10 protein-coding genes are annotated in these 15351 nt (G+C 43.4%); 8 read left to right on the top strand and 2 right to left on the bottom strand.

Going from position 1 to position 15351, the window contains the following annotated elements; genetic code table 11:
* Window positions 1–79: 79 nt before the first annotated feature.
* Window positions 80–1729, bottom strand: a complete 1650-nt coding sequence (locus K1F36_RS14170) for a solute:sodium symporter family transporter (RefSeq protein WP_220114421.1) — start codon at window positions 1727–1729, stop codon at window positions 80–82.
* Window positions 1730–1995: 266 nt separating this feature from the next.
* Here K1F36_RS14170 and K1F36_RS14165 point away from each other — a divergent pair, with 266 nt between their 5' ends.
* Genes K1F36_RS14165 through K1F36_RS14155 form a run of 3 tightly spaced genes read left to right on the top strand, consistent with a single transcriptional unit; the run spans window position 1996 to window position 5121 of the window.
* A complete protein-coding gene (locus K1F36_RS14165; protein WP_258539075.1) occupies window positions 1996–3288 on the top strand; it encodes a DUF5690 family protein in 1293 nt (430 codons plus the stop codon).
* Window positions 3278–4450: a TIGR03364 family FAD-dependent oxidoreductase gene (locus K1F36_RS14160; protein ID WP_220114420.1), complete on the top strand. Its 1173-nt coding sequence runs from the start codon at window positions 3278–3280 to the stop codon at window positions 4448–4450. Before K1F36_RS14165 ends, K1F36_RS14160 begins: the two co-directional genes overlap by 11 nt.
* Window positions 4447–5121, top strand: coding sequence for a phosphonatase-like hydrolase (locus K1F36_RS14155; RefSeq protein ID WP_220114419.1), 675 nt, complete (start codon window positions 4447–4449; stop codon window positions 5119–5121). The genes K1F36_RS14160 and K1F36_RS14155 overlap by 4 nt, the downstream gene beginning before the upstream one ends.
* Here K1F36_RS14155 and K1F36_RS14150 read toward each other — a convergent pair whose 3' ends face one another.
* Window positions 5122–5688 carry a helix-turn-helix domain-containing protein gene (locus K1F36_RS14150; protein WP_220114418.1) on the bottom strand — a complete coding sequence of 189 codons (567 nt, stop codon included), beginning with the start codon at window positions 5686–5688 and terminating at the stop codon, window positions 5122–5124.
* 281 nt (window positions 5689–5969) lie between these two features.
* Here K1F36_RS14150 and K1F36_RS14145 point away from each other — a divergent pair, with 281 nt between their 5' ends.
* The 5 genes from K1F36_RS14145 (at window position 5970) to K1F36_RS14125 (ending at window position 15350) form a co-directional block, all read left to right on the top strand.
* On the top strand, window positions 5970–9179 hold the full coding sequence (locus tag K1F36_RS14145; RefSeq protein WP_220114417.1) for a SusC/RagA family TonB-linked outer membrane protein: 3210 nt from the start codon (window positions 5970–5972) through the stop codon (window positions 9177–9179).
* 21 nt (window positions 9180–9200) lie between these two features.
* Entirely contained in the window at window positions 9201–10652 is a 1452-nt protein-coding gene (locus K1F36_RS14140) for a SusD/RagB family nutrient-binding outer membrane lipoprotein (RefSeq protein WP_220114416.1), read from the top strand.
* 79 nt (window positions 10653–10731) lie between these two features.
* Entirely contained in the window at window positions 10732–12387 is a 1656-nt protein-coding gene (locus K1F36_RS14135) for an alkaline phosphatase family protein (RefSeq protein ID WP_220114415.1), read from the top strand.
* Between the two features lie 6 nt (window positions 12388–12393).
* Window positions 12394–13761: a (R)-1-hydroxy-2-aminoethylphosphonate ammonia-lyase gene (gene pbfA / locus K1F36_RS14130; protein ID WP_220114414.1), complete on the top strand. Its 1368-nt coding sequence runs from the start codon at window positions 12394–12396 to the stop codon at window positions 13759–13761.
* Complete coding sequence (locus K1F36_RS14125; RefSeq protein WP_220114413.1) at window positions 13761–15350, top strand: fibronectin type III domain-containing protein; 1590 nt, start codon at window positions 13761–13763, stop codon at window positions 15348–15350. Before pbfA ends, K1F36_RS14125 begins: the two co-directional genes overlap by 1 nt.
* Window position 15351: the final 1 nt, after the last annotated feature.

The following is a 15351-nucleotide window of genomic DNA, read 5'->3' as shown; positions in this document are numbered from 1 at the left end:
TAAAACTTAAAGTGGCCGGAATTTCTTCCGACCACTAGTGCAGATTTCTGGGCTTTTATATTTTACTTTACCTCATCTTCTACTTCGCAAAGTAGATATAAATTCCAACTACGATTATGGCAATGAATGTACTTGCCAATTTCACATGTTTCCAAGGTTCTATGGAAACCTGCTTGGTATACTCCAGTTGGAAAGGCTCTTTTCGCGGGTAGAATTTTCCGATAATCAACATGATGAGGATGTTGGAAATAAACAATATCGCCATTACGTGTAGATAGTGTGGATAGGCGCCTGCCTCTATTAAATTGAGCTCTGCAGGGTCGGTAATTCCGTTTGCTTTTGCTTCGGCCAGTGCGTTGGCGACCATTTTTGGTCCAACAATAAATTGACTGATGATATAAAGAACTGAACCAGAAAGTATACCAATTTTTGCTGCGATGGCGGGAACCCTTTTGGTCAAATAGCCCACCACGATGATCGTAAAGATGGGGATGCTGTATATACCATTGATCTCTTGTAGATAGTTGAACAAGCTGCCCGCATTGGCGATCAGTGGTGCTATGAACATCGCTGCAAGTGCCAAACAGACCCCAAAAACTTTACCGTATTTTACCACGGTCATTTCCGATGCATTTTTGTTGATGTGCTGCTTGTAGATGTCAATTCCGAACAAAGTTACCGAACTGTTGAGTACACTGTTGAAGGAACTCAAAATAGCTCCAAAAAGCACGGCTGCAAAAAAGCCCATTAATGGTTTGGGCAGTACGGCTCTGACCAGTTCCGGGTAGGCAAGGTCACTGCTGGCCAATCCGCCTTCAAAATAGTAGTAAGCGATCATTCCTGGCAATACCAAGATGATTGGCCCCAAAATTTTTAAAAAGGCGGCCAATAACAGTCCTTTTTGTCCTTCAGCAAGGTTTTTGGCCCCCAGACCCCGTTGAATAATCTGTTGATTGGTTCCCCAATAGAAGAGCTGAACCAGCATCATTCCGGTAAAAATAGTGGAAAAGGGCACCTCTTGTCCTGGATTTCCGGTCGAATCAAAACGCTCTGGGTTAGCGGCCATCAAAGTTTCCAATCCGCCCATTACACTTCCATCGCCTATGGCCATCAAACCAAAAACGGGAATCATGATCCCCCCAATAATAAGACCAACGGCATTGATACTATCTGAAACGGCAACGGCCTTCAACCCACCAAAAACAGCATAAATGGAACCAATGACACCGATGCCCCAGATACAGATTACCAAGGCTGTGGAGTCGGATACGCCCAATAGTGCGGGAACATCGAACATGCCACTAATGGCTACGGAACCGGAATACAAGATTACTGGAAGCAGAACCACTACGTAACCTGTCAGGAACAGTCCAGAGGTTATGGTTTTTGTGGCGACGTCAAAACGTTTGGCCAAAAATTGGGGCACGGTTGTTAGTCCTCCTTTAAGGTAGCGGGGGAGCAAGAACATGGCCGTCACTACAATGGCGAGGGCAGCCAAGGTTTCCCAGGCCATAACGGAGAGCCCGTCCTTGTAAGCACTACCGTTTAGTCCAACGATTTGTTCCGTGGAGAGGTTGGTCAATAATAAGGAGCCGGCTATGACTCCTGCGGTAAGACTCCTGCCTCCCAAAAAATAACCGTCCGACGATGTTTCATCTGTTTTTCTAACCGACCACCAAGAAATGATTCCTACTAAAATGGTGAATCCCAAAAACGAAATAAGTGCCATACTATATTATTTGGTGTTTTGTCCATGGACAAAACGATTTGTTTAGCTGGTTGTGCACGCTAATATAACTTGAATTTTCCGAAATTAAGGGTGAAGCCTTAAACTCAACATTTTATTTTAAAACTGAAGTATTTGAAAAAGATGATGTGCTTATGACACTTGTAAAAACATAATGGATTGCTAACGATAATTTAAACTAAAAAGTAGGGTAGCTCTCTTAAAAAATTGAGTAATTTGAAACATAATTTTATTATTTGTAAACATTTATGAATAAAAGTACGGTCATCAAGCGACCAGGGTTCGTGTTTGTGTTGCATGCTTCGCTTGCCGCTTTTGGCACCTACTTTTGTATGTACGCCTTTAGAAAGCCATTTTCCGTGGCCACTTTTGATGGGCTCTCCTTTATAGGTGTGGATTACAAAATACTTTTGGTGATTGCCCAGGTTTTGGGTTATGCACTTTCCAAATTTGTTGGGATAAAAATCATCTCGGAACTTAAGCCCAACCGAAGGTTACTTTACCTAATTTCACTTATAATACTTGCGGAAATTTCGCTCTTGCTCTTCGCATGGGTACCCGCACCGTACAATATCCCATTTATGTTCCTTAACGGTTTTCCTTTGGGAATGATATGGGGCATTGTGTTCTCTTATATTGAAGGACGTAGGTTTACCGATATTTTGGGAGTAGTCCTTTCCGCAAGTTTTATAGTATCCAGCGGAGTGGTAAAATCGGTGGGACTTTTTGTTATGAATTCTTGGGAGGTCAGTGAATTTTGGATGCCGTCCGTAACGGGGGCACTCTTCTTTGTGCCCCTTTTGATCTGTTCATATTTGTTGCAACGGGTGCCTCCGCCAACCCCCGAAGATATTGCCAACCGTACGGAGCGGATTCCAATGACCGCTGCCGATAGAAGGAACTTGGTGAAAAAGTTCATGTTCCCGTTGCTCATTATTGTGCTGTTCTATACGTTTTTGACGGCCTTCCGGGATTTTCGGGACAATTTTGCCCGGGAGCTTTGGGACAGTATCGGTTATGAAGGTGATGCTTCCGTTTTTTCCACATCGGAAATCATTATCGCCGTCGTAGTGCTTTTGATAATCGGGACCATCTTTTATGTGAAAGATAACTTTAAAGCCTTGCTTACCTATCACATTCTACTGATTTTAGGAACTTTGGTTTTGGTGATCAGTACCATCATGTTTCAAACCGGGGTTTTGGACCCGTTTGTTTGGATGGTCTGTACAGGGTTTGGCCTTTATATTTGTTACGTACCTTTCAACTGTCTCTTTTTTGATCGCTTTATAGCCACTTTTAAGGTAAAAGGCAACTCAGGTTTTCTAATTTACATTGCAGATGCCTTTGGGTACCTTGGAAGCATCTTGGTATTACTGTACAAGAATTTTGGGCAGGCAAATGTGTCGTGGCTGAACTTTTTTGTGTACGGAACGTACGCAGTTGCATTGATAGGTATTGTCAGTACATCGATATTATATGTGCACTTTGTGACCCGCCACAGATCGGAAGAATTTAATAAGCAATTGGAATATGGACAATAAATATGATGCCGTCATAGTAGGTGGGGGTGTTTTAGGGACTTTTCATGCCTACCATGCACTGGAATTGGGCCTAAAAGTCTGTTTGGTAGAAAAAGATATCTATCCCAAAGGAGCGACCACACAAAATTTTGGACAAGTCGTCCCTTCGGGCATGAATACCAAATGGCAGAAATTTGGAAGGGAAAGTCTTCGAATCTATAAAGATATACAGTCTCAGTTCGATATTAGCATCCGCCAGAACGGAACGGTGTATTTGGCATCCAATGAAGAGGAGGAACAGTTGCTGGTGGAGTTGAGAGCCATCAACAATGGGAACGATTACACATCAAAAATGCTCACCAAACAAGAATGTTTGGCCAATTACCCCGGACTTAGAAAGGAATATGTGACGGCAGGTCTTTTTTTTCCACAAGAGGTCACGGTTGAGCCTAAAACCATGATCCATAAGCTCCAGAAATATCTGATGGAACAAAAAGGCTTGGATATCAAGTTTGATTTTCCCGTGGTTTCCTGCGAATCCAAGGATGAATGGGTTTCGGTTCGAAGCACAAAAAATGAAGAGGTGTTCGGCAAGAAAGTAATTATTTGCAACGGAGCGGATTTTAAAAATTTATACCCTGAAATGTTTGCCTCAAGCGATCTTGAAGTTTCCAAACTGCAAATGATGCAGACCAAACCGCAAAAGAACTACGAATTAAAGGGGTCTATCTTAACGGGATGGTCCATTAGAAGGTATGAGGCGTTCCATGAATGTCCATCCTTTGCAGGAATCAAGCAGAAAGAACCTAAGGATAGCCTGCAAAAAAAATGGGGAGTACATATTCTTTTTAAACAAGCGGTGGATGGTTCTGTGATTTTGGGCGATTCCCATCAATATGCCGATGCCAACAGGATAGAGGATTTGGGTTACGACCTGGATATGGATATCGATAATTTTATGATAGAGGAAGCCAAAAAAATCATTGATCTTCCTACGTATCAAATTCAAAGAAGATGGTACGGAATGTACTCACAATGCAAGAACAGCGATATTTTTCAAAAAACAATTGACAACAATATTCATGTTGTAACAGGCATTGGTGGTAAGGGGATGACGGGAAGCGCCGGATTCTCGAAAAAAAATATCGCAACGATTTTTAACGCACAGAAAATCAAACTATGAAAAAAATACAATTGGCCGTTTTTGATATGGCAGGCACCACAGTGAACGAGGACAATGTAGTCTATAAAACGGTTAGGGCCGCTTTGGCCAAGCATGGGGTAGAAGTTTCTTTGGATACCGTTCTGGAATTTGGCGCAGGTAAGGAAAAATTCAAGGCCATTGCAGATATATTGGAACAGACCAAGAATACATCAATTGATACCAATCTTGTATTTGAAGATTTCAAAGAAATGTTGGACGAAGCCTATTCCAATTTAGAAGTTACCTCCTATGATGGTGTAGAGGCATTTTTTCAACTATTAAAGTCCAAAGATGTCAAAGTAGTATTGAACACTGGATATGACCAAAAAACCGCAAGTTCACTTTTGGGCAAACTGGGATGGGTCCAAGGGAATCAAATCGATGCTGTGATTACCGCCGACGATGTGGTAAATGGGAGACCATCTTCGGAAATGATAGACAAGGCTATGGATATGTTCGGTATCAAAAACCCTGAAAATGTATTGAAAGCTGGTGACTCCATTATCGATATTGAAGAGGGGAAAAATGCGAATTGTGGTTGGACCGTGGGTGTTTTGACCGGCGCCCAAACACGTGAACAGTTGTCGACTGCCCAACCGACGCTGATATTGGATTCCTTGACCGATTTGGAAAAGATATTGTTTTCTTGATCAAATAAAATAATAGACCACCAGCATTTTAGAGGCGACTTTTCCTCTATTGATAGGCACATGGGGGATTCGACCGTCAAAAAATATAGAGTCCCCCTCTTTTAGGAGTACTTCTTGGTCCCCGATCTTGTAATAGCACTCTCCTGTTAAAATATACTTGAACTCAAAAGCATCGGTCACTACTTTTTCTCTTTTTGAATTGGGCTGTACTTCCAGAAGCACACTTTCAAAACCCACGGAATTCAATTGTTTACCGAAGATATAGTTGTAGGTAAACCCTATCGCCTCATCCTCTTTTTCGATAATGGACTGTTCGTTCTTACGGGTCACAATAAAATTTTGACCGATACCTTTCGGGATACCATCAAAAAAATCTGTCATCTGGGTACCCAATGCTTCCACAATTTTTAAAAATACGGGAAGAGATGGTATGGTTCTCCCATTTTCAATGCGCGAAATAAGACCTGCAGTTACACCGGCAGCTATCGCAACATCGTTTATGGTCTTTTTATTGTTCTTGCGGATTTGCTTTATTCTTTTCCCAATCCCTATGAGGTAATCTTCCATTATTTATGGCCTCCTAAATTTTAGTATTTATAATATTTTTTGATAAATCAAGAATACTAAAAAAATACGATTAATCCATTAAACTACTGGGGTATGTTGTAAGATCTGTCTTTTTGTCGATTTAGATAAATTGCATATTTGTAAATAATGTTTACATAACATTGAACGGTTTCTTTTAACCATTCCGTATCATTTTTTTAATCTGTTTAAAGGTCTGCCTTAACTCTTGTGTTGGATATTTGTTGATAAATAATTAACCAATTTTTACAAATACTCAACAAATGAAAAAATCGATTGTAGCTTTTTTACTTGCATTCACCGTAAGTATAATTGGCTATTCGCAAGTCACCTTTTCAGGAAAGGTATTAGACGAGAACAACGTGCCATTGCCGGGTGCATCGGTGGTTGTAAAGGGTGGGTCCACTGGTGTGGCGACCGACTTTGATGGAAATTTTGAAATTGAGCTCCCGCAAGGAGGAGAAATCTTGGTGGTATCCTATATAGGATATATCTCCCAGGATTTGGAAACAGCGGGCCAAACAAGCGCAACCGTTGTATTGCAGCCCGATTCGCAACAATTGGATGAAGTTGTGGTAACCGCTTTGGGTATTCAAAGGGAGACCAAGAAACTAGCGTATGCAGTACAAAAGGTTTCGGGAGAGGAAATTTCCGAGGCCAAAGAAACCAACGTGGTCAACTCCCTTGCAGGTAAAATGGCCGGAGTTCAAATCACGGGAGGAAACTCGGGTGTTGGATCTTCTTCACAGATTATTATTCGTGGTGAAAACTCGCTTAACCCAAGTCCAAATGCCAACTCACCATTATTTGTAGTGGACGGTATTCCTATCAACAACAATGTGAACAACACCGGTAGTGAAGGTAACATGGGGGTTGACTATGGTAATGGCGCCATGGACATCAACCCCGACGATGTAGAGACCATGACCGTGCTTAAAGGACCAAATGCAACGGCGCTTTATGGTTCCAGAGGAGCCAATGGTGTTGTGCTTATTACCACTAAATCAGGTAAGGGAAGTAAAGGGATTGGAGTTTCCTATACCCACAATTCCACTTTCGAAGATCTTTTGACACTCCCAAAATATCAAAACCGCTATGGACAAGGTTCGGGAGGTCAGTTTGCTTTTAATGATGGGGGACAAAACCGTTCCTTGACAGGTGGGATAAACGACCATGTGGACGAAAGTTGGGGGCCTGCCCTGAACGGACAATTGATTCCACAGCACGATAGCCCTACCACTAGCGGTCTGCGAGCCGGTGACGTTCATGTTAGGCCAAGAAATCCTGATGGAACATTTGCTGATGAGATTATTGCAACGCCTTTTTCTCCACAGCCAAACAATATCGATGACTTTTTTAGAACAGGCTTCACCATGAGCAATAACATTGCGTTGACGGGAGCTAACGAAGATGGTAACTTTAGGGTGTCCTTCACCGATCTGCAAAGTGAGAGCGTTATCCCAAACTCCAACTTTAAAAGAAGATCGTACCAAGTCAACGGGTCATACAATCTTACCGATTGGTTAAAGGTGACCGGTTCCATGAACTACATCAACTCGAACTCCCGCAACCGTCCCAATAACTCTTACGGAACAGAAAACGTAATGTATCTGTGGATTTGGTTCGGTCGTCATATCAACATGAACAATTTAAGGGATTATTGGCAGCCAGGTTTGGAAGGTGTGCAGCAGTACAATTACAACTATAACTATCACGACAACCCTTTCTTTACCGTGTACGAGAACACCAATGCCTTTAACAAGGACCGTGTAATCACCAACCTAAGGGCGGATATGACCTTGGCAAAAGGCTTGAGCCTAATGTTGCGTTCCGGTTTTGACTATTCCAGTGAACTTGACATGAGAAAAAGGGCATATTCAACGCAACGTTTCCCGAACGGTCAGTACAGGGAGGACTTTATTTATGCCTACGAGCAAAACACTGATTTTCTTTTTGCGTATAACACTGAGCTGAACCAAGATTTTGATTTTGGAGTGTCCTTCGGAGGTAACCATCGTTCCGCTAAAAATAGATATCAACGAATAAGTGCCAACTCATTGTCTATTCCTGGAATCTATAACTTTGGAAACGCGGCCGAGCCGTTGACGCAGAGTGATTATGACGGTAAATTCACCGTAAACAGTTTGTATGCCTTCTCCAATTTGGCCTATAAAGATTATGCTTTCTTGGATGTTACCGCTCGTAACGATTGGTCTTCCACATTACCTGATGGAAACAATAGTTATTTCTATCCATCCGTTGGTTTGAGTTTCATTCTTTCTGATATGTTCCAAATGCCGGAAGCCATCAGCTTTGCTAAAGTTAGAGGTGGTTGGGCCAGTGTTGGTAACGATACCGACCCCTATAACTTGGCCGCGACCTTTGGTTTTGGAAATACCTTCAACGGATATTCAAGGGCCTATTCCCCATCCGAATTGAAACTTGCCGATTTAAAACCGGAACGTACCAACTCATTCGAAGTAGGTGCCGATGTTCGGTTCTTCGGAAACCGATTGGGATTGGATGTGGCCGCATATAAGTCGGTAACGAATAACCAGATTCTTTCTTTACCAGTATCCAACACCTCTGGATTTAGTTCCAGGGTCATCAATGCCGGTGAGGTAGAGAATAAAGGTTTGGAAATTACCTTGACGGCAACACCGCTTAGAACTGACAACTTTAGCTGGGATACCAACATCAACTTTACCACCAACCGTGGTGAGGTAAAGGAACTTACGGATGGGTTAACGCAATATTTGGTGAAGGAAAATTACCTTCAAGTTGTTGCAGAGGTCGGCGAACGTATGGGCGACCTTTACGGAACAGGTTTCGAACAGGTGACCGATCAAAACAGTCCTTACTACGGACAATGGATCATTGATGGAGATTCAGGTCTGCCCATAAGAAGCAACGAACTGCGAAACCTTGGCAATTACAACCCGGACTTTATGGTTGGTTTCCAAAACAGTTTCAAGTACAAAAATCTTCGTTTTGGATTCCTTTTCGATTGGAGACAAGGTGGTGTTTATCACTCAAGAACCGTTGCCATTGGTGGTACCACAGGGATGCTGGACTTCACCGTTCCAGGTCGTGAAACAGGTATTGTGGCACAAGGTGTTGTAGATGATGGAAATGGCAATTATACGCCTAACACGGTCAATGTGGCAGCATCAAACTATTATTCCCATGTGTACAACAGGGGCAATGAGCAAAGTTCCATGTTCGACGCTACCTACGTAAAACTAAGAGAAGTAAAATTGGGCTACACGCTGCCAAGCAAGCTTTTGGCCAACACGCCAATACGTTCGGCAACAATTTCTTTGGTGGGTCGTAACCTGGCGCTTTGGACGGAAAACGACCACGTAGATCCTGAATCTATTTCTTTCTCTGGAGGTTCAATAGTACCAGGCGTGGAAGATATGGCATTGCCAAGTACAAGAAGTTTTGGACTTAACCTTAACGTAGAATTTTAAACAAAGAATTTAAGACAAAGAATGATGAAAACATCAAACTTCATAACATCCATCTTATTTGCAGGAACCGCATTGGTTTCGTGTACCGATAATTTTGAGAGTATCAACTCCAACCCCAACGCCCCGGAACAAGTTAGTGCCAACTTGCTAACCTCCACCGTAACTTCGGAAATCACAAGAACGTTGACACAGGAAGGGTATAGCGATGGAAATACCATTACCCAGCTCATGGCAAAAAACAACTTTCCCGGTTTTAGCCAATTTGATTGGGGAGATCAAGGCATGTGGAATTTCTTTTACAACTACTTGCCCGAAATCAACGATATTCTGGAAATCTCCCGTGCGGAAGGGTCACAAAATGCAACCTACGAAGGAATTGCCCTGACATTGAGAGCACTTTCTTTTGCCAACCTTACCGATCTCTATGGCCACGTACCGTACACCGAGGCCATGGCAGGTGAATCCGAAGGAATTTTTACACCGGTTTACGATGATCAAGAAACCGTTTACAATGGAGTCCTTCAAGATTTGGCAGCTGCCGATGCCGCATTGGCAAAAGGGGAGGCGATTACCGGATCCACCGGTGACGTTATTTACGATGGAGATGCTTCCAAATGGAGAAAGCTGGCGAATTCCTTGCGTCTTCGTTACCTGATGAGAATTTCCAAACAAACGGATGTCTCGGCTGAAATGCAGGCGATTGTAAGTGCAGGCAACTACATCAATTCTAATGATGACAACGCCACATTAACCTATAGTGGAACTTCAAATACCGATTCATGGCCAGAAAGCACAGGTCGTATCGGTGGTTTTGATGAAAAGAGTCTTTGCACCACGCTGTTGGGTTATTTTGAAGAATTCAACGACCCTCGCTTGGATATTTGGTTCGATCGTAACAGCGATGGCGAATGGATAGGGATCCCAATCGGGCTTAACCAAGATAATGCCCGTGCCTATGATGATGCCAACAGTCCAAGCCGTTTGGATGTGGAACTGTTCTACTTCTCTTCCACGGCGGCGGAAGCATTTATCATGAAAAACTCCGAAGTACAGTTCATTCTGGCAGAGGCTGCCGAAAGAGGATTCATTGCCGGTAGTGCTGCCGATTACTACAATGCAGGAATCAGGGCAAGCTTGGCCTATTGGGGCGTAGCGGATGATGATATTGATGCATACTTGGCCCAGCCATCTGTGCAATATGATGGTTCTCTGGAATTGCTTTTAACTCAAAAGACCATAGCACTTTGGAACGTGGATTACCAAGGATGGATGGATTACAGAAGAACAGGAATTCCTGCCTTGGAGACTGGTCAGGACGACCTTAATGGAGGACGCTATCCAGTTCGTTTCCTTTATCCATCGTCCGAACAGACATTGAATACGGCAAACTATGAAGCAGCCGTACAAGCCATGGGCGGGGAAGGAGACAACATCAATACACCTAGCTGGTGGGAAACCGGAACCAGATATTAAACGATTGAAAAATAGTCTTTTAAACAAAATATGGTTGCCCTGTTTTTCAGGGCAGCCTTTATTGTTAAAAATAAATAAGATGTCTAATAAACTACTGTTACTTATTTTGTTGCTTGGTTTGATGGTATCGTGCTCAAAAAAAGTAGGTCGGTCCACCAATATTGAGCACGTCGTCATCATTGGAATAGACGGTATGAGTCCCGATGGGATTCAAAAGGCCAAAACACCAACCTTGGATTCCATGATCCGGAATGGGGCCGCAACCATGCATGCACGGTCCGTACTCCCATCAAGTTCCAGTCCCAATTGGGCCAGTATGATCATGGGAGCCGATACAGAACAACATGGGGTAACCTCCAACGGTTGGGAAAAGTTCGACCACCAATTACCACCGGTGGTCGTTACCAAAAATGGGACATTTCCAACCATATTTACACTGTTTAAAGACCAACAGCCAGAAGCACATGTGGGTGCCATTTACGACTGGGACGGTTTTGGACGTTTGTTCGAAAAATCTGATGTTGATTTTGATATCGACGGAGATCATGAGGATAACACCACCCAAGCAGCGGTAAATTACATCAAAGAACATAAACCAAAATTCACCTTTGTGCATTTGGATCACGTGGATCATGCGGGACATTCCCTAGGACACGGAAGCCCTGAGTATTACAAATCGGTGGAAAAGGCAGATTCCTTGATAGCTAAAATCGTTAATTCAACCAAGGATGCGGGGATATTTGAAAAAACCATGTTCATTATATCCGCAGACCACGGAGGATTGGGTTTTGGTCACGGAGGTGAAAGCCTTGCCGAAATGGAGATTCCGTTCATTTTGTATGGTGCGGGCATCAAAAAAGGCTATAAAATCGAAGAGACCGTTTACCAATACGATAATGCCCCAACGGTTGCCTACGCCATGGGATTGCAAATGCCCCAAGCTTGGATAGGCAGACCTATAAAAGGGGCATTTATCGGGAATGAGGCTCCAAAACTTGTCTATAAACGAAAGGAGCAGATAACCCAACCAAAAATCCTCCCGGACGCAGGCTATTTTGAACCAGCAGGAGGGGTTTTCAAAGCGGATTCGGTAGCCGTCGTTATGCAAAACCCGAATAACGTTGGTGAGATTCGCTATACCATTGGCAATAATGTGCCTACTTTGGAAAACAGCCAAGTCTATCAGGATACTTTTTATCTAAACGAAACCGTAATCATCAAGGCCGGCATCTTTCAGAATGATCAATTGGTGAGTACGGTTGCCGAGGGCAATTTTAGGATTGTTTCAAAAACAAAACAAGACCCTGTCAAATTTGAGGTTTTTGAAGTAAGCGGTATCGAAAAGCTTCCGGATTTCACTACCTTAAATCCGGCGCATGAAGGTTACGTAACAGAATTCTCCCATAAGCAAGCACTCTCCGAAGATATGCCGCAAGAGCAAGTAGCCGTTGTTTTTGAAAGTTATTTGGAAGTGACCGAAGCAGGAACTTATAATTTTTTCACCAATAGTGATGATGGCAGTAAACTTTATGTGAACGGTACCGAGATAGTGAATAACGACGGAGACCATGGGGTTATGGAACGCAGCGGATCGTTGGAACTATCCGAAGGAAGGCATCTAGTTCGGGTCGAATTTTTTAATGGGGGCGGGGGCTATCATTTGGATGTCAAATATTCAGGTCCCAACACGCCGAAACAGATTATTCCAGCGGACAGACTGTTTAGAGAAAAATAATAAAGAATGAATCAAATGCGCGATGAGCACAACCCAGAATCTGTTGTGGAAGGCGACATCAACCTGACTCCTGCGAGGGGAACATGGTTGCAGAACGAAGTGAGCGATGAAACCAAGGAGCTACTGGAAAAGGACGCCAAGTATTTTATGCATCAATCCATGTCGACACCTTGTTTGGACGTGCTCCAAAATTGTGAAGGTTCGCACATGATAAGTGTGTCGGGCAAGAAATACCTCGATTTTCACGGAAACAATGTGCACCAAATCGGGTTTTCCCACCCAAAACTGGTCGCTCGACTAACAGAGCAGCTTCAAAATTTGACTTTTTCCACAAGACGCTACGCCAATGCAACGGCTGTAAAGTTTGCGGAGAAATTGACCTCTTACACTCCAAAAGGTTTTAACCGCATCTTATTGACCCCAAACGGAAGCTCGGCCATCGGCATTGCCCTAAAATTGGCCAGGGCCATCACGGGCAAGCACAAGGTGGTCTCTTTTTGGGATTCGTTCCACGGTGCATCTCTGGATGCCATCAGCGTTGGGGGCGAAGCAGTTTTTCAGGAGCATATGGGGCCATTAATGCCCGGTGTGGAGCGTATTCCTCCCCCAATAACCTATCGCGGCATATTTGAGGGAAACGAGGATAAAGCCTTGGAGTATTTGCAGTATGTTTTGGAGAAAGACCATCAAATTGGAGCTTTTTTAGCGGAGACCATTCGCAACACCGATGTGCAGATTCCATCAAAAAAATTCTGGAAAGCAGCTAGGGAGCTTTGCACCAAACATGGTGTTTTGTTGATTTTGGATGAAATCCCCATCGCTTTTGGAAGAACGGGAACTATGTTCGCCTATGAACTTTTCGACATTGAGCCTGACATTCTCTGCTTGGGCAAAGGATTGGGAGGTGGAATTATTCCTCAAGCTGCCATTGTTACCCGGGAAGAATACAACAAGTTCGGACACATTTCCCTTGGTCATTACACCCACGAAAAAAGTCCTTTGGGGACTATGGCCGGTCTTACACTTCTGGAGGTTCTGGAAGAGGAAAACATTTTGCAAAAAGTGAAGGAAGATGAAGAATTCATGAGAAAGGCCCTATACAAAATGCATCGAAAATATTCCTTGATCGGGGATGTGCGGGGTGTTGGACTTTTATGGGGCATTGAACTGGTGACCGATAGAACCTCTAAAGAAAAAGCAACGGCCGAAGCCGAAGAAATTATGTACGAGTGTCTAAAACAAGGATTAAGTTTTAAAGTTTCCAAAGGAAACGTACTGCAACTGTCACCTCCATTGACCATAACCAGGGAAGAACTGGAAAAAGCTTTTGAAATATTAAACTCTGCCTTTTTAAAAACAAACCATATCGCCTAATGAAAAAAACCAACCAGTTACTCTTGCTATTTTGTCTGCGTCTGATGGAGCTTACCGCCCAGACCGAGCCCCAAATTTTAGTGCAACCCTATCTTCAAGATGCCGAACCGAACTCCATTGTAATCATGTGGGAGACCACTAGCGGAGAAGAAAGCACTGTTGAGTGGGGAACCACGGAAAAATTGGGTAAAAAAACCTCAGGGAAAGCTGAGGATATCAATTTCTCTGAATCTCGGGTGCATATTGTAAAATTGGAAGGCCTCAAACGCTTTACCGAGTATTATTATCGGGTGAAAACCGGTAAGGCCAAATCGGATATATATCAATTCAGGACCCCACCCTTTTCAAGTGACGAGGAATCGTTCAACATTGTTGCCATGAGTGATATGCAATACGATAGCCAGCATCCGAACAAATTTTCCGAAATCGTGAACCAAGGCATTCTACAGTATTTGGAAAAGGAGCACGGTGGCAAGTTGCCGGACAATCTGGCTATGGTGATGATACCCGGGGATTTGGTTTCTTCGGGCAGTAAATATTACCAATGGAAAGAACACTTCTTCGACCCGGCACAAAAACTCTTTGCTGAGGTGCCCGTATATCCAGTGTTGGGCAACCATGAGAAAAATTCTGTTTTCTATTTCAAATATTTCAGCCTTCCGGAAAATGGAACGCCCGCCTTTGCCGAACATTGGTGGTATAAGGATTATGGAAACACAAGAATCATCGGGTTGAATTCCAACGAGGGTTACCGCGACCTTCGTGAACAATATGAATGGTTGGAACAAGTTTTGGCCGATACCGAAAAGAACGATGACATTGATTTTGTGTTCGCTCAGCTGCACCATCCCCACAAATCTGAACTTTGGATTCCGGGCGAGGAAGAATCCACAGGGAAGGTGGTTAAAATGTTGGAGGCCTTTTCAACCAAAACAGGAAAGCCCAGCGTTCATTTTTTTGGACACACCCATGGCTATTCAAGAGGGCAATCTAGAGACCACAAACACTTGTGGATCAATGTGGCCTCAGCTGGGGGAGCCATCGACAATTGGGGCGAGTTCGAAGGCAGGGACTATGACGAATTCACCGTTACACAGGACGAATACGGATTTGTTATGGTCGAAATCGACGGTAACCGGAGCGACCCCAAATTCACTATCAAAAGAATCAGTCAAGGGAACAATGTGAAGTCAAGACAAAATGAACTTCGCGACAGTATTACCATCTGGCGATTGGAGAAGAAACCCGATGCTCCAGCCGTAGTTTTTCCAACTAAAAATGAAAAAGTACTGGAAGAATTTGTCACCTTGAAGGCCGGAGAGTTTTCAAGTCCGCTCGGTGATGCTTTCCATGCGGCAGCACATTGGCAAGTTTCCCAAACCCAAGATTTTGAAAAGTTGGATTTGGACAGCTGGAAACAGTTCGAAAACTGGTACTACAAGGAAAATCGTCAAAAAGAGGACGATTTGACCGATGAAAAAACCAAAAGATTACAATCCAATACCACCTATTATTGGAGGGTTCGGTACCGAGACCAAAACTTGAATTGGAGTGATTGGTCCGAAACAGCATCATTTAAAACAAAGTAAG

Source organism: Flagellimonas abyssi, assembly GCF_019457905.1.
Lineage (GTDB): Bacteria > Bacteroidota > Bacteroidia > Flavobacteriales > Flavobacteriaceae > Flagellimonas > Flagellimonas abyssi.
Note: the sequence above shows the minus strand (reverse complement) of the source record. Positions and strands in the feature narration are given on the sequence as shown.